The organism is Shewanella canadensis, assembly GCF_003966225.1.
GTDB lineage: Bacteria > Pseudomonadota > Gammaproteobacteria > Enterobacterales > Shewanellaceae > Shewanella > Shewanella canadensis.
The window spans coordinates 76619-96677 of the sequence record NZ_RXNU01000016.1 but is presented as its reverse complement, the minus strand read 5'-3'; the positions used below and the strand labels follow the sequence as shown (position 1 = coordinate 96677).

General features: G+C 45.8%; 15 protein-coding genes. 9 read left to right on the top strand and 6 right to left on the bottom strand.

Annotation, left to right across the window (positions count from 1 at the left end; translation table 11 throughout):
* Positions 1-15 precede the first annotated feature (15 nt).
* The 5 genes from EKG38_RS21305 to EKG38_RS21285 form a co-directional block, all read right to left on the bottom strand.
* Positions 16-840: a hypothetical protein gene (locus EKG38_RS21305; RefSeq protein WP_126522955.1), complete on the bottom strand. Its 825-nt coding sequence runs from the start codon at positions 838-840 to the stop codon at positions 16-18.
* Positions 841-849: 9 nt separating this feature from the next.
* Positions 850-2202 carry an OprO/OprP family phosphate-selective porin gene (locus EKG38_RS21300; protein ID WP_126522953.1) on the bottom strand — a complete coding sequence of 451 codons (1353 nt, stop codon included), beginning with the start codon at positions 2200-2202 and terminating at the stop codon, positions 850-852.
* A 282-nt stretch (positions 2203-2484) separates the two neighbouring features.
* Positions 2485-3810 carry a hypothetical protein gene (locus EKG38_RS21295; protein WP_126522951.1) on the bottom strand — a complete coding sequence of 442 codons (1326 nt, stop codon included), beginning with the start codon at positions 3808-3810 and terminating at the stop codon, positions 2485-2487.
* Between the two features lie 16 nt (positions 3811-3826).
* On the bottom strand, positions 3827-4297 hold the full coding sequence (locus tag EKG38_RS21290) for a CYTH domain-containing protein (protein ID WP_126522949.1): 471 nt from the start codon (positions 4295-4297) through the stop codon (positions 3827-3829).
* Between the two features lie 14 nt (positions 4298-4311).
* On the bottom strand, positions 4312-4947 hold the full coding sequence (locus EKG38_RS21285) for a hypothetical protein (protein WP_126522947.1): 636 nt from the start codon (positions 4945-4947) through the stop codon (positions 4312-4314).
* Between the two features lie 338 nt (positions 4948-5285).
* Here EKG38_RS21285 and EKG38_RS21280 point away from each other — a divergent pair, with 338 nt between their 5' ends.
* The 8 genes from EKG38_RS21280 to EKG38_RS21245 all read left to right on the top strand — a co-directional run bounded on the left by EKG38_RS21280 (position 5286) and on the right by EKG38_RS21245 (position 16473).
* Positions 5286-6884: an SLC13 family permease gene (locus tag EKG38_RS21280; RefSeq protein ID WP_126522945.1), complete on the top strand. Its 1599-nt coding sequence runs from the start codon at positions 5286-5288 to the stop codon at positions 6882-6884.
* Positions 6885-6921: 37 nt separating this feature from the next.
* Positions 6922-7935 (top strand): helix-turn-helix domain-containing protein, encoded by a 1014-nt coding sequence (locus tag EKG38_RS21275; RefSeq protein ID WP_126522943.1) that lies wholly within the window; start codon positions 6922-6924, stop codon positions 7933-7935.
* Between the two features lie 1192 nt (positions 7936-9127).
* Positions 9128-10081: a DmsE family decaheme c-type cytochrome gene (locus EKG38_RS21270; RefSeq protein ID WP_126522941.1), complete on the top strand. Its 954-nt coding sequence runs from the start codon at positions 9128-9130 to the stop codon at positions 10079-10081.
* A gap of 15 nt (positions 10082-10096) precedes the next feature.
* Positions 10097-12103, top strand: a complete 2007-nt coding sequence (locus tag EKG38_RS21265) for an MtrB/PioB family decaheme-associated outer membrane protein (protein WP_126522939.1) — start codon at positions 10097-10099, stop codon at positions 12101-12103.
* Positions 12104-12143: 40 nt separating this feature from the next.
* Positions 12144-14573: a DMSO/selenate family reductase complex A subunit gene (locus EKG38_RS21260; RefSeq protein ID WP_126522937.1), complete on the top strand. Its 2430-nt coding sequence runs from the start codon at positions 12144-12146 to the stop codon at positions 14571-14573.
* A 12-nt stretch (positions 14574-14585) separates the two neighbouring features.
* The gene (locus EKG38_RS21255) at positions 14586-15221 is read left to right on the top strand and encodes a DMSO/selenate family reductase complex B subunit (RefSeq protein ID WP_126522935.1); all 636 of its coding nucleotides are present in this window, start codon (positions 14586-14588) and stop codon (positions 15219-15221) included.
* A gap of 103 nt (positions 15222-15324) precedes the next feature.
* The gene (locus tag EKG38_RS21250) at positions 15325-15984 is read left to right on the top strand and encodes a TorD/DmsD family molecular chaperone (protein WP_126522933.1); all 660 of its coding nucleotides are present in this window, start codon (positions 15325-15327) and stop codon (positions 15982-15984) included.
* Between the two features lie 30 nt (positions 15985-16014).
* Complete coding sequence (locus EKG38_RS21245) at positions 16015-16473, top strand: hypothetical protein (RefSeq protein WP_126522931.1); 459 nt, start codon at positions 16015-16017, stop codon at positions 16471-16473.
* Here EKG38_RS21245 and EKG38_RS21240 read toward each other — a convergent pair.
* Positions 16470-17993, bottom strand: a complete 1524-nt coding sequence (locus EKG38_RS21240; RefSeq protein ID WP_185826929.1) for a sigma-54-dependent Fis family transcriptional regulator — start codon at positions 17991-17993, stop codon at positions 16470-16472. The genes EKG38_RS21245 and EKG38_RS21240 overlap by 4 nt on opposite strands.
* A gap of 539 nt (positions 17994-18532) precedes the next feature.
* Here EKG38_RS21240 and EKG38_RS21235 point away from each other — a divergent pair.
* The gene (locus EKG38_RS21235) at positions 18533-19690 is read left to right on the top strand and encodes a hypothetical protein (RefSeq protein WP_126522927.1); all 1158 of its coding nucleotides are present in this window, start codon (positions 18533-18535) and stop codon (positions 19688-19690) included.
* Positions 19691-20059 lie beyond the last annotated feature (369 nt).

Here is a 20059-nt window from a genome sequence, read left to right as displayed (position 1 = left end):
CCTTCGGGGAAGGACCTACTTAAATCCCTCCGTCATTTTGAATGTTGCTTTGGTTTTTGAGCCTTGATGACCACTAGATAAGCCAACCTCTTGTACCTTCTGATAGAGGAACTGGTACGCCTCCTCAAGCTTCGCCTTGTCACTCACATGCCCCTTAAAGGAAAACTCGGTAAATGTTACCCGCGGTTTACGGTAATAGGGTGTCCAAAGCTGAAAATCAATTTCCAGATTACTGAAGCGATCATCTTTCAGGGTTCCTTCCCATTCATTGGTACGCATCACGACTGTCTGAATAAATTGTTTCTTATTGCTTTCATAAATTGGACCAAGCATATCCCAGACAACTTTGTTCTTTTTCAAAGAGTTGAAAACGAGTTCTATATCCAATTTTTTTACGTCGATATCACCTGGAGAATAGGGTATATCGTAGCTGACACTGTATGCTGCCTTACCTTTGGTATAATCGATCTCGGCCTTCCTATAGCTTGATAGTTCACCAAACCCTTCAGGCGCTTTCGCTCTAAACTTAACCGTGATCTTACTCTTACGCGGCTTAGTAATATGCTCACGTACTCGAATTTGAATATGCTCCGCCTTAAAGGCTCTGTCAGGCGTATCAATATAGGTCACGAGTTTTTGAGATAACTCATCATCAAACTCAATAAAATTAAATGCCTGCTTAAACGATGATGTCTGTGCTTTAGCTGCATAAGGTAAAGTTCCCCCCACCCCCGTATTGACATGATATTCGAGTGATGTGAACTCCCCCGGCGACAAGGCGTAAGCACTTGAGCTGAGGCAAAGGTTAACTAAACCAATTAACAATAAATTGTTTCTCATAAGGTCACCTTAGAATGCAAACTGCAAACGAGCTTGGAAAATATTAGCATCTTGGTCATACATCATATCGCCATTGATATCTTCATAGGGCTTCTTGTAATCGGCAGTGGTGTGCACATAATTAAATTGAGCTTTTAAATTGTTCTCCAGGTACCAGTTAAGGCCAAGAACGTAATCAGTTTTCTTACCACCATATATACCGGCTTCAACATCGTCGAAATTGGCTTGGTCCACTCTTAGTGCCACTTCCCATGCACCATAACCGCCGGCAGAGATAGCATTGTCAGGTTTAACCGTCTTGAACTTGCCACTTTTCCCTTTATATTTCCAAGCTTCGCCGGTTAGGGTATAGATGGCTTGGAGATAGTATGCATCTACCGTCACTTCTGGCTCAGAATCATCGGCTTGATCGGCTAACGCTGTTGCATATTCCGCTTGGAGAAGAACATTACTGTACTGGTATGCGATCTCGGCGCCATAATGTTGAAGTGACTCGGCATCAAACTTACCTGTATCAATCGTTCTACCACTGGCTTTAGTATTTGGTCTCGCACGATAACGTGTCTCTTCAATCGCTTCGTTATTATATACAAATAGTGCACTGGCACCGAGATGAAGCAGATGATCACCACTATCGATAAGTGCAGTAGTAAAACGAGCATTTACTATATCTTGTTTAAAGTTCAAATCGTCATCATCGAACCCTGCGTTAACTCCATAACCTAAAGTGACGTTATAATTGTTGCCTACATAACGCCATTGAGCACCGAGTGCACGATCGGGAGCGAAGGTATCTGTAGCTGCACGCTCTAAGAATGCCAAGTGAGCAGAGCTTCCTGTGGCCTCTAAACCAAAGGCATACTTTTGGAAACCTAAAGTCAATTGAGAATTATCCCACCCCTTATAAGCAATGTTCGCATCCTTAACTTCAACTTCTGCAACACCATCAAAATCAAATTCTAATTCGTATTCCCATACATTTGAGAAATAGCCTTCTAAACCAAAGCGAATGCGTCTGATGCTAGCTTCATTAAATGAATCCTCGTATTCGCGCTTGCTACCGGTATACAACTCATCGGCACTAACATAATCAGTCTGGATTCTAGCCTTAAACTCCAGAGTCGAGCGACCATCTTTAGAGATAAGTTCAGGACTTGGTGAACTCTTAGAAAATTTTACTCTGTCAACCTGTGAAGCGGCATCTTTAGCTTCGATAAGCTCAACTTCGAGCATATCCAGTCTCTGCTCCAACTCGGTAATACGCTCTTTTTCAGACGCGACAGCATTGGCAGAGAAACAAAGTAGTGAAGCAGAAACAGCAAGCGCAACGATTGAGATTCGTGAAACATTAGCTTTAGCCATGAGAACATCCTCGATTAGTTTATTTTTATGTGTACATGATAAATTTTTGTTTTACTTTCATTGCTGATAGGTTACGACTACTGACGAGAATATAAAGTGATCCAGCTCAACTAATCTCAATCTAATCGTACAAAACTTATTTTTTTACTTTTTAGTTATCCGTATAGCATTCCAGTATCATTTCAATTCGGCGTATAGACAGCACAGCGCTATCAAGCGCAACTTACAACAAGCCCATTAGTGAGTAAGCGCTTACAAAGATAGTGATTGACCCTGATAGTATTAGTCTACGGCCTCAAGCAATGCGTGAATTCCCTTCCTGCTGGCGGTCAGCTTATAGATCTTATGGGAGCTTCCGGCATCCGTTTTTACCTCAAATGCAAGATAGACTGGATGTACCTGCTCAACGTTTACGGCCTGAATATTCCTATCAGCCTCCTTCCAGTGCCGCCTGATCACTCTGGGCAGGGAGCGCAATCGACCACTCAGGTTGAGTGTAAGATTATCAACAAACTTGCATGATGCTTCTTGCTGTTTTTTCACATGAGCCGTATAACTTCTCTGATACACCAGCGCCTCTTTAAATGCGCTGCTGTCAGACGAAGAGAATGCCTTGCGCACCCTCTTCAGCAAGCCTTGCATATTTGCGCTGTTCTGCCGGTACAGTGTCTCTTTCGCATCGAACACGATTTCCGATTCATTGCCTTTATAAAAACGATAATGATGCTGAAAATAGTGGGCGAAGTATTTCTCCATTAAGTAGTTTCTTCCCAACTCCTTAATGCGATCCTTAAAAATATATGACAATACCAGAGAGAAAAAGAAGGGCGTTGAAAAGTTACCGAACGCCCTCTGGGTAATAAATGCAGCGGCCGTGGCAAAAGCCATAGCAAACGCCGCGGCAAATCCAAAGATTAACTGTTCGGCTAACATGCCGCTGTTCATCATCTTGCGCCTTAGTTGATAGGGCCGATTAAGAATTCGTTGGGCTAGCTGTAAACGGTCTAATAACTTCTCCCGGCCAAACTCTGAATCATGGGTTAATTTATGATTTTCACTTTCTGCATAGGCCGTGAGATTTTTTATCCTCAAGGAGTACTGCGCCCTCTCCTCTTTAGTCGCGCAGTGCTTCGCTTTTAACAGTGCTTGATGATAGTGATAAAGGAGAAGATGATCGGCAAGCTTAAACAGTTTCCGCTGAGATAAACGTTCTTCATCGTCATGTGCTTGATGAAACTTATCCAGATAAGTCGCAAAGTCGAGCAGCTCATTACCACTCTTTTCTGTCAGCATCTCCAAGCTGGCGGCGACCAGATCGGCTAATGCGCTCCGATAGAGGGTTTTATTAACTTTAGCCACCGCATAAGCCGTTTGCCTGAGAACCAACAAGTCATGCTCGATGCCCTGATGAGTGACAGTTTCAAGCTTAACTAACTTCTGTTGTTGCAGTAAATTACGATAAAACAGTGCGCTACTCATGCTGTCGCTATGCTGTACCAGTTTTGCAGGGAAGAAGAAGAATACTTTCCATTGCAGACTCTTGAGCTCCGGAGGTATTTCGACAGATATCTTCAAATGGTACTGATCGGCAATTGATAGCGACAACATATTTATATAGCCCTGATTACCACTGAGTATAAGGTTGCTTCATAAGCATAGAGTTGTAGTATTTAACGTCTCCGGTAACCTCTTCACCTACCCACTCAGGCTTATCGATGGCCTGTGCTTCATCGATGAGCTCAACCTCTGCGACAGTTAAGCCTTCGTTACTACCGTAAAACTCATCGACTTCAAAGATAAGCGATGCATGCTCAATGATATAACGCGTCTTATCGATAACCCCAGGCTCACAGATCTTCAGCAACTCTTCGGCCTCAGCTGTAGGGATCTGCTCTTCCCATTCATAACGAGAAGCCCCCGATTCATTGCCTATCCCCTTGATAGTCAAGAAACCTTTATCTCCCTTGATACGAACCCTAACGGTACGCTCAGGAACACTGCTCAAATAACCTTGAATAATGCGCACAGCCTTTACGGCCTGACCTTTAAAGCTATCATTTTTTACCAGATATTTACGTTCAATTTCCTGTGCCATTTGTTAACCCCTTACTAGTTTGCCAATGGAAGATTTTTCATGCCGATCACACGCTTGATGGCTTGTAAATAATTGATGTTTTCCACCCCCTCTAAACGTAGATCTGAAACTGTCTTCTGAATATCATCCAGCTCTACAGACTCACTATTTACACTCACGAGGCGGGCGCCATTAATCAGTACGTTGGCAACTTCACAGATAGTGTTGTTTACCATGTAGCCATAACGCTCTTTGTGGATCTTAACCGCTTGTAGATCCGGATGTGCATCGATAATCGAGATAAATTCTTCGAAAGAATACTCTTGCTTGGCGAGAGCCGGAATTTCAACCATAAATGCTGGGAAAATCTCCTCAACCAGCTGTGTTTTCGAGATAGGAAATTCCGCTTTCAGTTTTGGATCCCACTGCTCAAGACCGTCAACGGTTTGCACATATGCCTTCACATCCATCTTTCCATCACGGATTTTCGTGTTATTAAGATCATTAGTACGCGACATGATATAGATTTCATCACTTTCACGACGCCAGACTTTTTCAGGTACAGGAACCGATAAACGAGCCATACGCTCCGATGCTACGCTGAAATCTTGACCAAACGTGCGAAACTCGAAGCGTGGTTTGGATATCTCTCCAATCTTTAACTCAGACATGTTTTTTCCTTCCAAAATTGTTTTATGAATGTTGATGAATAGTGTTGATGAACGAGTTACATGTTATTCTCTAAGCGCTTCAAAAAACACGATCCAGATCAAACTTATGTACATATAAGTTTTAACTTGATCTGACATGCGTAAAAAGAAAACGCTTTAACCGAAAGCATTAAACATAAAAATCAACGACTTACAAAAGAGCAGAAAGTTGAGGAACGAAATACAAAAAGATCAAATAAAAACTAGTTGATTAAAATGTTGATCTCGATCGTGTTTTTGAGATGTGATTATCGTTACAGTTTAAATACATTAAAATAAGTCATAGAGGCTAGGCTGGTATGAACAAAAAAAAAGCACATGTCGATCCATTAGACATGAACCAGTATCGAATGGAAAAACTACCGATACGGAGTAAGAGCAAGTTTGAGCAATGGTTGGAAAAATCGGGTATTTGGATTGCTATTGCCGCATTTATCTATCTCCTCGTCGGTGATCCCTCAGTATTCCTTACCAACTTCGACCCATCGACGCTCAGTGCCACCGCCTCTAAGCATTTTCTTGATGTGGGTAATATTGAATTTAGCTGGCATGGTCAGGCCATGCTCGCCATTTTTTGCGCCGCCATCATCTTATGGATAACGGAAGCCATTCCGAATTATTTAACCTCGCTAATCGTTATTATTACCATGGTACTGACCGGGGTTCTCCCGGAAAAAGTGGCTTACGCTCAACTAGGCCACCCAATTATGTGGCTGAATATCCTCTCTTTTATATTAGCATCTATGTTAGTCGCTTCCGGAGCGGCCAAACGTTTTGCCCTGTGGTTTATCTGCCGATTCGCGACCAGCGCCACCCCAATTTTTTATAGCTTTATGGTCATCAACTTAGTCTTGTCGGCGTTTATTTCGGCAACAACGGCTAAGGCCGCGATCCTGATGCCAATCTTTATGGTTATCGCTGCGGTGTATGGCGCCTCAGGGGGAGACAAAAAGAATAACTTCGGCAGAAATCTGGTTCTTCAAAACCTACTGCAGATAAATCTCTGTGCCGGCGCGTTTGTCACCGGCTCTGGCGCAAACCTGCTTGCAGCCAGTCTTATTGCCGGGGCTATCGGTGGCAGCTTCTTCTTTGCCGACTGGATGATCGTCGCCCTGCCTATCGTCATATGCATGATCATCGTTGGCTGGCTGTTAGCCACTAAGGTATTTTTCCCACTCTCTCCGGAAGAACATCTGCCTCAAATTGAAGGCGGAATGGATCGTCTGAAGAAAGAGTTGGATAAGATGGGCACCATCTCAACCAGAGAGATAAAAGCAATTGTCATCTTTGTCACTATCTTGGTTTTTTGGGCCACGGATAAACACCATGGCATCAGCGCAACCGCCATTGCCTTTATCGGTGCCATTGTCGCCCTCTCCCCACGCATCGGCGTAGTCAACTGGAACCAGGTCGATGTCCCATGGCATCTACTTCTGTTCTCGGCGGGTGCATATACGCTTGGTGCCGGCTTTAAACAGACGGATCTGCCTAATCTTGCGGTAAATTTCGGTTTAGAATATTTTGGACTAGATGACAACACGCCCTTTTCGGTCTTCTATATAGGTCTTACCGGAGCCATGTTGTTCAGCTCACTCGTCTTTCAATCAAAGACAATGCGAACCATGTTATTCGTTCCCATTGCGATAGGCATTGCACAAAGATTTAACTATCCGATTATGAGCCTGGCACTGCCCGTTGCTCTGCTTATCGAGCATGTCTACGTGCTGCCGTTTAACAGTAAGCCCGCGCTACTGCTCTACTCTACGGATCAATACAGCCTGAGTGACACCTTCAAGTTCGGTATCACTATGCTAACCATTGGCTGGATCACCAGCATTGTCTTAGGCGAAACCTGGTTTCATTGGTTAGGTTACACACCTAATGGCGTGTTTTGGTAGATGAACTGGTCAATTCCAAGTTGCAGAGTTAATTGATATGTATTCAAATCATAATGAGATCCGAAGTAAACTTGCACTATTACAGCTAGCCAAAGAGCTTGGAAGTATCAGTAAAGCCTGCGACATGATGGGTTACAGTCGGGATAGTTATTACCGCTTTAAGAAGCAGTATGAGAATGCCGGCGAGCAAGGGCTACACAACCTATCGAGAAAGAAGAGTACACTTAAGAACCGGGTCTCACAGGAAGTTGAAGAGCAGGTCATAGAGATCGCACTCGATTACCCAAACTATGGTCAGGCAAAGGTGGCTGAACTCTTAACCGCCAGGGGGTGTACCATATCCCCCAGCGGGGTTAGAACCATCTGGTTGCGTCATAATCTGGAGACTAAGCACAATCGATTTATCGCCTTAAACAGTCGCCTGCGACAGCAAAATGAGCTTAACTTTAATGCTCAGCATCAAATTGAAAAATCCTGCAAACTTCAACAAGAGGAAGGCAGCCTCGACTGCCAGAGCCCAGGTGATATTTGCGTACAGGACACATTTAAAGTTGGCAACATTCCTGAGCTAGGGACTATCTACCAACACACCTGCATGGATGCCTATAGCCAATATACACATGCACAAGTATCTCTGGATAAGGATTCCGGGCTAGCCTCAGACTTTCTCAGGACTCAGGTGCTCCCCTGGTACAAGGGACAAGGGATTCCCATCAATAGTATTTTGACCGATAGGGGCGCCGAATTTAGCGGCAAACATAGCAAGCCATTTCAGACTCTGCTACAGGAAACCTCGATTAACCATATTCAGAAAAGGGCCTATAACGGGCCAATCGTTAATGGTATTGCCGCCCGGTTTCACAGCCTGGCTCACAGCGAGTTTTATGCGCCATTCTTAAAGAACAATAAGGTATCAAACATAGAGACATTAAACGACAATTTACAAAAATGGCTAAAACGCTATAACCATCAATATGCGATTGCAGGAAGGTACACCTTAGGTAAAACGGCCATAGAGGTGATCGAACTCAGTCGCCATCTGTACAGATAAGACTCGATACGAAACTTTATAGGCCTTTATGCTCGATATCAGTGAGCTAAATCAGAGTGTAATAGGAGCCAACTCCATATTGGCTCCTCATCCCTACTCATCACCTCATCCATTCCTCTGATGCTACCCTTGTCTTAATAAGCACTATCTCAAACAATTTATTCATGACTCAACTGATTTAATACGCCCACCAATGAGATCAACATAGTGCGAGAGGCCGATATGTTTACGCCTCTACTGCAGCCCGCGCTGAGACATGAGTTTCTCGTTCAGCAGATAGATAAACCGAGAACTTATTATAAGGTTGGAGAATCAGTTTTAGTGCGTTCAAATGACAGCTGATGCCTAGGCTTGCTCCCCCCTCTTCTCTCTAGGGGCATCACTACCGACATAGCAACCATCTCCCTAAATCTGCCAGCTGACACAGCAGCCTCCTTAAGTCGGAGTCCCACAAGCTTCAAGATAATTGAAAGCCCGATAAGCTGACCTGCGAGCCCTATGAGCCAAATGCCGATAATCTCTGTTAACATAATCATAGAGAGCCATATCATCCAACTCCCCTTTCTAACCTCTCTTCGATCAGCGAACTGCAACGATGAAAACAGCTTCCCTCCCGCCACACAAATTAGGATAAGCTAATAAAAGCTAAAGAAAACAACAGATAAAAATTCAAACCAATAAGTGAAATACAAAGCATGAAATACAAATAATAAAGTGCAGATAAAACACTCGATCAATAATGATTATCAATTGAGTTATGAATAAATATGAAAACTTATTCGAAGTTATTAATGGGTTATGAATAACTATTAATGAGTATCTGTTTAATAAATATATATATGAATAACAATTCTGATCATTCATAAAAAAAATTATATTGAAAACATTCTCATTTATATAAACCGTAAAACAGAAATAATAGCAGCAAGCTCAAGTGAAAACTGAAACCAATTCAAAATCAATGAGATATAGCGGCGCAGCGGGTTATAAAAACATCAAAACAAACATACAAAAGAGATGCCTAAATAAAGATCTTGATCACGCATAAATTGTTTTTAAATTAAAAATCACACATTTCACAATACCCCTTAAGTAATAGCTTCGCATTTTTAATAATCCAAACTACAATTTAAATGCAAAACAATTAACACAAACATTACCAAACTATAAAATAATTAACCGTAAGGCCAAGATGATGAACAAATGTATTATCACTAAGTTACTTTGTGGGATATTCGCTTTCGCGTGCCTATCCCTCTCAGTTCAGGCGGCCCCCTGGAACCAACTCACTGGTGAACAACTGGAACAGCAACTGGCGGAGAAATTTGCTCAGGGTAAATACTCCAAGAAAGGTGCCGACTCCTGCCTGATGTGTCATAAGAAAAATGACAAGGTCATGGCGATATTCGATGGTGTACACGGCAACTCGAGCCAAGCAGATTCGCCTATGGCGGGTCTTCAGTGCGAAGCCTGTCATGGTCCGTTAGGCAAACACAATAAGGGCGGCAAGGAGCCGATGATCGCCTTCGGTAAAGAGAGCAAGCTGCCTGCACAGAGTCAGAACAGTGTTTGCCTGGGATGCCATAACGATCCTAAGCAGATGGCATGGCATAGCAGCAGCCACAATTTAGACGAGGTGGCCTGCAGCGATTGTCACAATATTCACACCGACAAAGATCCGGTAATGGATCAGCTCACGGTCAATGACACCTGCACCTCTTGTCACACTCAGCAAAAATCTGACATGAATAAGCGCTCATCTCACCCGATGAAGTGGGATCGAATGACCTGTATCGATTGCCATAATCCACATGGCTCTATGAGTGAAAGTGCACTGAACCACACCACAGTGAATGACACTTGCTATAGCTGTCACACCGAAAAACGTGGCCCCGTTTTATGGGAGCATGCGCCAGTCACTGAAAATTGTGCCAACTGCCATAACCCCCATGGCAGCGTGAATGAAGCCATGCTCACTCACAGAGCGCCGCAGCTGTGCCAGCAATGCCATATGGATGATGGCCATGCAAGTCGTGTCGTACAGCAAGGCGGAAGTGACGCCTTTGGCGGCGGTAAGAGCTGTCTCAACTGCCATAGCCAGATCCATGGCTCCAATCACCCAGCCGGCAGCAAGCTGCAGCGCTAATCAGGAGTAATTCAAATGAGATTCAAATTTAACCTCATCACGTTATCACTTCTCGCCATATCGGGTGCGATAACGGGCTCTGCAATGGCGGCTGACTTTGGCGTGAACAGGGCCAATACCAGTACAGTTAAACAGGAAGTATTTCAGTGTAAACACTGCCCTCAAGTCGAAGGCTATACCGGCACCATCGGTATCAATGCCGCCTATATTGAGAGCGATGATATTCACTCAGGCAATGCTTTCGGTACCGACAGCGACGGCGGTAATGCCAGTATGGATGCCGATCTCAATTACCGAAACGAAGCAGGCTATAAAGCCAAGTTCCAGGCACACCGTTTAGGCCTGGATAATGGCTTCGCTCATCTTGAAGCGGGAAAATCCGGCCAGTATGAACTAGTTGCAGATTATCAGCAGCTAACCAGTTATCAGTCAGGCGATGCACGCAGTCAGTTATGGTACAACGATGGCGTGCTTACCCCGAGCGAACATACTCAGACCCAGGAGCTCTCCCTGCAGAGAAACAAAGCTGGCTTGGGTCTGAGTTATGGCCGGGATTTCTATCAGGCATATGTACGTTATGACCACGAGAATAAAACCGGTTACCAGAGCAGCAGCATTGTCACTCCGCGTCCGGTTAATTTCGGTCTGCCTGTCGATGCCAACACAGATAACCTCACCGCAGGGCTGTCACTCTCCGGTGATAGTTGGACTACTGACCTCAATTACTTCGTGAGTCAGTATAAGAACGATATCGGCGCCTTAAGTCTCCCCTACCTGTATGACGTCTTTGCACCTACTCCTGACAATGAGGCTCATCAACTTAGCCTGTCGGGTCAATATCAGTTAAACCGTACCGTCATGAGCGGTCGTCTGGCATCGGGCAAGATGATCCAGGACGATGATTTGATCCAGATGTCCGGTAACCCACTACAAAACTGGGACGGTGAGGTCGAGACTTTAGACGGCAAGCTGTCAGTCACCTCGCTTGTGAGCAATAAATTCAGACTCGGCGGCAGTGTCGATTACAGCAAGCGCGACAACAAGGGCTCGGTATGGGAGTTCGCTCAATATGAAGTTAACGGGATCACGGGCGCATTTAAACAAAATGTGCCTTTAGACACCGAACGTCGCGGTCTCAAGGTTAATGCCAGTTATCGCTTCAACAGCGACTATCGCCTGCAGGCTGGCTATGACCGCAAGGAGATGGAGCGCAGCCATGGCGACCGTGAGCAGACTAATGATGACGTGCTATGGGCCAAGCTCAATGTCCGCGCATTGGATGATATCAAACTTAAGTTCAAGGCCAGTCTGGATAACCGTGGTGGCAGCGAATATCAAACCAGTGAACTGACCTCATCTGAAGCTAACCCTTTGCTACGGAAATACTACCTGGCAGATAGAGCGCGCACCGCCTTCGAAGCCAAGTTTAATCACACCCCGACTTCGTGGCTCAGTCTGGATATGACCGCTCGCTACGCCAAGGATGATTATGACGAGACTCAACTGGGTCTGACTGAATCTGAAGATTACGGCTATGACATCAACCTTGGGCTGCAACTTGATGAGCACCTGTCAGGGTATGCCTTTGCCGGTCAGCAGTGGATCGAATCCAATCAAACCGGCAGCCAGAGTTTCTCTGCCCCGGATTGGTCCGCCGATATCGAAGATGAGTTTATCAACCTAGGCGCTGGTTTCACCTATACAGGGCTAATGGAAGACAAGCTCAGCCTGGGCGGCGACTATCTGTTCGCAAACTCCACCAGCGATACGCTGATCACCTATGACGTCACCACGCCACAGGGGGATTACTACTCATTCAATCATAGTCTCAAGCTACATGCGAACTACGCATTGAGTGAAGAGATGGCGTTAAAACTGGCTTACCAGTATGAGCGCTATTACGACACCGATTACGCGCAAATTGATGTCGATACTGTTCCGGGACTGACCACCTTAGGCGACCTGAACCATAACTATAACGCGCACCAAGTGATGTTGTCGTTTAGCTACCAGCTGCGCTAATGCAAACAGTGCTAATCATAACTGTAATGAGGATAAGATAATGGAACGCAGAAGTTTCTTAAAAATGAGTGCCGCACTAAGTTGCGCAGCGACGGTTTCAGGCTGTAACTCAAGCTCTAAAGATGTTGAAGTGGTACCGCCTACGCCACCAGTTGCCGGTGAAAACCTCAACTGGTCGGCTTGTCTGGTTAACTGTGGATCTAACTGCCCGGTACAGGTTTTTTCTACCGATGGGGTGATCACCCGTGTAGAGTCTCAATTTACCACCACAGATAAATACGGCGATCATGATGTGCGCGCCTGCCCAAGGGGCCGTTCGCTGCGTAAACGTGTCTATGCGCCCGATCGCCTAAAATACCCGATGAAGCGTGTTGGTCCTCGTGGCAGCGGACAATTTGAGCGGATCAGCTGGGATGAAGCCCTGGATCTTGTGGCCGAAAAACTTCAAGGCACCATAGACCAGTACGGTAATGAATCGATTCACTTCACCTATAACTCGGGTGCGCGTTATCACTTCTCTGGTAAGCAGTGTCTCTACCGTCTGATGAACCTTAAGGGCGGTTATCTCAACGCCTATGGTGATTATAGCTGGTCACAAATTTATGAAGCCGCCGGACAAACATACGGCTCTGCTGGCCCTGGCTGGCAAGGAAGCAGCGTGTCTGAGATGCAAAACTCAGACTTAGTGCTGATGGTTGGCTACAACCCATCCGAGATCCGCATGAGTGGTTCGGGTGAAGCCTATGACTTCCTGGTACAGAAGCAGAAGAATAAGTTCAAGACTATCTTGATCGATCCACGCTACACCGACTCTGCCGTAGGTAAGGAAGATCAGTGGCTCGCTATCCGTCCGGGTACCGATGCAGCACTGTTCGAAGCCTTAGCCTATGAATGGATCACCACCAACACAGTCGATCAGGCCTTCCTGGACAAATACTGTGTCGGTTATGACGAGAAGACCATGCCTGCTGGCATCGGGTATGAAGAGAGCTATAAGGCGTATATTCTCGATAACGCCACGGTTGGCAGCTCAATTCCAGGCGTTAATGCTAAGACGCCAGAGTGGGCCGCCGCGATCACAGGTATCGAAGCCCATCTCATTGTCGAGTTGGCCCGTGAGCTGGCTGCGGCTCGTGCACCTTTCATCCAGATTGCGGCCTCGCTAAACCGTCAGGCTGCCGGTGAGAACAACACCCGTGCGGGTTACATGCTACCTATCTTATTAGGTCAACTGGGTCTGCCGGGCACTAACTGTGGTGGCCTGTGTAAGGGCTCTTCTCTACACGCACCGTCAATGCCTACTGGCTCAAACCCGGTGAAGAAAGCAATCTCATTCTTTACCTTCACTCAGGCCATCGAAGACGGTAAAAACATGACCGTTCTGTCCGATGGTGTTCAAGGTGTCGATCTCGACGAAGAGGGTGACGGAAAGCTGGGCACAGATATTAAGGCGATTATCAACTACGGCGGTAACGCCCTGATTAACCAACACTCAGAGGTGCGCAAAACAGAAGCACTACTTAAAGATGAATCTAAGTGTGAATTTATTCTTGTAGTCGATAACTGGATGACACCGAGTGCCAAGTTTGCCGATGTTCTGCTGCCAGACGTATCATGGCTTGAATCAGAAGACTTAGTTAACCAAAGCTACGCAGCCGGTGATACCGCCACCTTGGTACAGATGAGTAGCGGCGTCGATCCTATGTTCGAGAGCCGTCCTATCTATGAGGTCTGTGTCGATCTTGCCAAACGTATGGGCGTCGAGGCCGAGTTTACCGAAGGTAAGAGCCGTAAAGATTGGCTGGATCAATTCTATGCCGAATCTAAAGCTGCAACCCCAGAACTACCAGAAAAAGAGGTAATGCTCACACAAGGTATCTATCGCAAGTATCTGCCAAACGGCGGCTATATCGTACTGGAAGATTTCCGTACCGATCCTGATGCAAATCCTCTGGGCACACCATCTGGCAAGATTGAGATCTACTCATCACGCCTGGCAGAGAAAGCCCGTACCTGGAAGCTCAAAGAGGGTGACGTAATATCTGCGCTACCTAAATATGTGCCAACCTGGGAAGGTTATGAAGATACTGAGACCAAGAAGAAGTATCCACTGCAACTTACCGGTTATCACACCAAGGGCCGTGCCCACTCAAGCTTCCACAACGTCCCCTGGCTGCGCGAAGCCGTACAGGATGCCGTATGGATGAACCCGCTCGATGCGAATAAGCGCGGACTCAAAACCGGCGACAAGGTCCATATCTTCAATGATCGCGGCACCATCGAAGTCGAAGTTAAGGTCACGCCTCGTATCATGGTCGGCGTAACGGCACTGGGTCAGGGCGCGTGGTTCCTACCCGGCGGCGATGTGGATAAAGGCGGTTGTTTGAACGTGCTTACCTCACAACGCACCACACCTGTAACTAAAGGTAATCCTCAGCACACTAACCTGGTTGAAATCCGTAAGGTCTGATAGGAGTTAACAATGAGCAATAATATCCAATACGGCTTTCATGTCGACGCAAGTAAATGTACTGGCTGTAAAACCTGTCAGATATCGTGTAAGGATCGTAAAGACCTTCCAGTTGGCATCAATTGGCGCCGGGTCTATGAATATGGTGGGGGACAATGGACAGAACATGGTGATGGCACAGTAAGTCAGAACGTATTCGCCTATTACATGTCTATCGGTTGTAACCACTGCTCTGAGCCTGTGTGTGTTAAGGCCTGCCCGACTGGCGCGATGCACAAGCGCCGCGAAGATGGTTTAGTTCATGTGGCGGCGGATCTGTGTATCGGCTGTGAAAGCTGCGCAAGAGCCTGTCCATACGATGCACCGCAGATAGACAAAGATCGTAAGGTGATGACCAAATGTGATGGTTGTTTTGAGCGCCTGGCCGAAGGTAAACAGCCTTCATGTGTCGAGTCTTGCCCAATGCGTGCTATCGACTTCGGTCCTATGGACGAGTTAAAGGCTAAGTATCCGGGAGCCATCTCACCCGATGTCGCCCCACTGCCGGAAAGTAGTGTAACGACACCCAACTTACTTATCACACCTAACCGTCATTCTCGCCCAAGTGGCGCCACCGATGGAGAAGTGTTGAACTACTCAGAAGTTTAACCCCAGCTTGGTGCCATTCATTTTGAATGGCACCTTTTTTGCTGCTAGTTACTGTTAGTTGCTGTTAGTTACGGCAACATTTTGTTCCACAAATGAGGTTAGCATGTCATCCCTTACCGAAAATGAGCTCCTGGAATATCAAGGCATTGCGCGCATTCTCCACAATGTACTCTTTAACGACCCGACACCTGAGTTGATCCAGGGTTTTATCGAACACGATGTTGCTCAAAGCTGGCCTGAGTTTACAGGTTCGGCCCGGGAGTCGAGTGGTCGCGAGTTGCTGTCCAATTATCTCGGCCAATGGACTACAGATAAACAACAAGCCCTGAAGCTGGACTATGCACAACTCTTCTACGGTCCTGGCGAGCCTAATGCCGTGCCCTGGGGATCGGTCTACCTGAGCGAGAGGCAACTCCTCAATGACAAGACGACTCTGGCACTGAAGGCTTTCTATCAAGAGCAAGGGATCAGTTTCGAGCTGGAGACCAATCAACCCGTAGATCATATCGGCCTGTTTTTCGCGGTACTGGATCAGATGTTTACCCAATGGGCGCAAACAGAAGATAGCGAACCACTGGAGCGCAGCTGTATGATCCTACTACAGCAACACCTGCTCCCCTGGTCGGGTCGCTGCCTCGAACTCATGACTGAACATGCCAGAACCGACTTCTATCGCGGTATCGCATTGCTGACTCAAGCCTATTTAGATGGCCTGATCCAAAGATTAAACCTGGTCCCTATGACAGCACGCTTATATCGTTAATAGACAAGATTCAATAACGGGTGGGTTGATATGACGTTCATTAAGGCGCTGGGGGCGCAGTGGAATAAAGGGAAGCTGGCTCAACAGCTTGAGCAGGCTCTGTTGCAGGAGCCTGAGATCCACTCCCTCTTTATTGGAGCAACTACAGTCACCACCGTCTCCAATCTGATTGCTGCCATCGGCTTTCGTGAACCTGAGACTCAGGAGCAAGAGCTGCCGCTCACCCATGAGTTTATGCTCACCATACTGTTCGACTGTTTTCGGCTACTGATGATAAAACAGATTGAGCATGACAACCTGAGTCAGGCCGAACACCTGATCATTCAGCTTGCCAAAATCTGGGCAACGAAAGAGATAGAGGAGAAGCCAGACAATGAGATCTGCCTGACTCAATATCGAGAGTTACAACAACAGATCCTCAAACTAGCCGAACAGCTCGATGAGCTCAATCGGCAGAGGCGACTTCAAAAAAGAAATATGGGACGTTAGCAGATACCTAATTTTTTCATCTTACTACGCATGGTATTCGGGTTGATGTCCAGCAACTGAGCGGCACCACCCGGGCCATAGAGCTTTCCCCCTGTAACCCGCAGCGCATGCTCGATATATTTTCGGGTCATGATTTCCAGAGGCACCAGTTTATCGGTTGCATGACTGGGATCGACAATAATGGTCTCTCCCCTCTTCTCCTTATGCTCGACTTCCACGTCAGGCACCAAGAAATCGAAATTAAGCGGCCCCTTAGGGTGCTGAATAATGGCTCTCTCAAGCACGTTTATCAGCTCCCTGACATTACCGGGCCAATGATACTGGCTCAGAATGGCCAGCTGTTCTGGCGCAACCCGGGGAAGTTGATCTTGGTTGAATTTTGCCGATAACATTTCGATGAAATGCTGCACCAGCAGAGGAATGTCGGCACGCCTCTGTCTCAGAGAGGGAATTTCAATTGGGAAAATAGCCAAGCGGTACCAGAGATCTTCACGAAACTCGCCCGTTGACACCATCGCCTTGAGGTTACGGTGCGTCGCGGCGATGACTCTGATATCCAGCTGCACGGAATCGTGGCCACCTACACGGGTAATGGTACTATTTTGCAATACCCTGAGTAGCCTGACCTGGACCGACAGTGGTAGCTCACCAATTTCATCCAGGAAAATAGTGCCGCCATTGGCTTGCTCAAAATACCCAGCCTTGCGAGACTCCGCGCCGGTGAAAGCCCCCCTCTCATAGCCGAACATTTCAGAATCGATCAGGCTCTCAGGAATCGCACCACAGTTGACCTTGATAAATGGCTTATTAGCGCGCAATGAGAGTTCATGAATAGCATTTGCTATGACCTCCTTACCACAACCGGTTTCACCCAACATCAAGACTGTGGTATTGAGTTTGGCAATAGACTCAACCTGTTGCATCACATGCTTCAGACCCGAATGAGCACCGACAACACCATTACATATGTTCAAGGTACGCTTAAGAGACTGGTTCTGCTCTGCCAGAGCTTCATTGGCTCTGAGCAAGTTGCGCCCCTTAAGATTAAAAGCGGTTATCAAAGAGAAAGTCTGCATATGGGGCTCAAGCATATCCACATGTCGTGGCCTGAATACGCCGGCTTGCTTGGCATAAAAGCCGACGACCCCAAGGTGGGTATTGCCGGAAACCATTCTCAGCAGGATGACAGACTTAATTTCGGGAATGACCTGAGGGGCGACAAATTGGGTCACAGTATCCAACTCAATATCATTAACGATACGAATAATTGGCCTATCGAGATCCTGAAGAGCCTCACACATCTCGTTGCTGATCGGTATCCGTCTATCCAGAGTGGTGGACTGCAGCTCATTGACCTGTGCGATAAACTGAATATCGCTGAAATCGGGACGATAGATATTCAGGTAGATCCCATCGATTGGAAGATGGGATTTAATGTAATCAAAGTAGCTCTGTAGTGACTCTTCTAACTGAAGACTACTGCATAAACATTGAGTCGCTTTGTAATAGAACTTTTCCATTGATTCTTCTGAATGGCTACCGTTAAATATCATTGTAGTTCGTTATATTTCGTGATTCCGTGTTACCGATCAAAAAATTAACTTGAGACTAACCATACTTACCAGCCAACTTCTATTAATGTGACATAAATATATGCCCAATGTATAAGCTCACAAAAACGTTTAAACATATGTGACATAGACCATACTTATATAAATACCCAGAGCCATGCAACACTTATTAAATACGCAGCCCCTACATCACCATTATTTAAAAACTGCAACTCAGATCGCGTCACACCAACAATACAGATGTAAACACTGACGTAGTAACTTAACGAAACTCAGGTGTTTTCACGGCATTTAGTGTTATCGTTTGTTGATATTTCGTGTTTTGTTGATTCATATCTAATTAACCGACCATTTCACACTTCATTTATAGCTTGGCATGCTTACTGCTTTATTAAGAACAAGCCTTTATCTATTTATATCGATAATTTATTTAGCCGATAACAAATGTAAAGAACAATTCAATAATAAACAGTAGTAACAGGAAAATGATGATGAAAAAATCCACTCAACTTATGCTGTCCGCTGTAGCGACAGCTGTGGCAATGGCCGGTTCAATCGGTTGTGCTCAGGCTCAGGAAGATGGGATTAATATTGGTGGCTCGGTTCGGGTCAACTATGGCCTGAAATTATACGATGACAGCTCAAAAGACAAAGGCGGAGACCTGGTTTTCGACACTGCGACCTTAGTAATGAAGGGAAAGAAGGGAGATTTCGGCCTGGCCGCCGAATATCGTTTCACTAAAAGCACCAACTTTATCAAATATGGTTACGGCTACTATGATATAGACCCTGACTGGCAGCTCCAGTTTGGTATTAACAAGGTTCCCTTCGGTAACCCTGGCTTCATCTCTAATAGCTGGTGGTTTGGCCTACCCTACTACCTGGGCTTCGAAGATGACCATGATATCGGTATCAAGGCTGTTTATGAAAAGAATGGCTGGCACACAGATCTGGCCTTCTACAAGGGTGCTGAATATGGCCCGTCTGAAATCAAGCGTTACGCTACGGATCTCTTCACCGGCACCATAGACACCACCTATGACGGTATCGACAATGGTACCGAGTACAACAACGAAGAGACTAACCAGTTAAACCTTCGTCAAACTTACACCATGGAGCATGAAGGCGGCTCAACTACCCTAGGTGCTTCGGTCGAAGCGGGCCAGATCTACAACAACAAAACCGGTAACAATGGCGACAGGTATGCCGTTGCTGCACACATGGAGACACTCTATAACGGTTGGAAGTTGCAACTACAGGCGATGCAGTATGAGTATGATGCCGCCGATGCCGCAGACGACAACAAGATCGGTGTATCGGTCGTTAACTGGCAATATGAAATTGCCTCAAAGGGTCAGGTTTACAGCCTTAACCTCGCCAAGACTATGCCAACATCATGGGGTAGTGTGAAGTGTTATAACGACTTCGGCTTAATGACGCCTGATGTCGCGGATTCAAGTTATGATGACAGCATTCAAAATGTTACAGGCTGTGCAGTTTCAGCTGGCCCGACTTACACCATGATCGATTTTATCATGGGTAAAAACATGACATTCTCAACGAAAAATAATGACCATGTTGGCCTGCCGGAAATGGGGGATGCCCTGGACAAACGTATTAATATTAACTTCGGATATTATTTCTAATAATAACCAGTTAAATACCGGTTAAACATATAAAAGCACCACCAATTAATTAAAGATTTAAATCCCTGCCGCCATCATTATAATGGCACTATAAAAAGGCTCTATGATATATAGAGTCTTTTTTATTTACAGCTATCAATACAACTTCAACAATCACAGGTTAATGCTATTCAAACCTCTTCATACCTCATTTAGCAGATAAAGATACAAGCGTTTTATTTCCGGCACTATAAAGCAAAAATAACACCTTAGTCATATAGCGTTATCTAACAGAGCTTATTGGCCGACATTTCAAGTTCAACACGAAACTTCGTGATCCCAATTCATCATATTTCGTGATTTGGTGTTACAGATCATAAACCTTCGCCA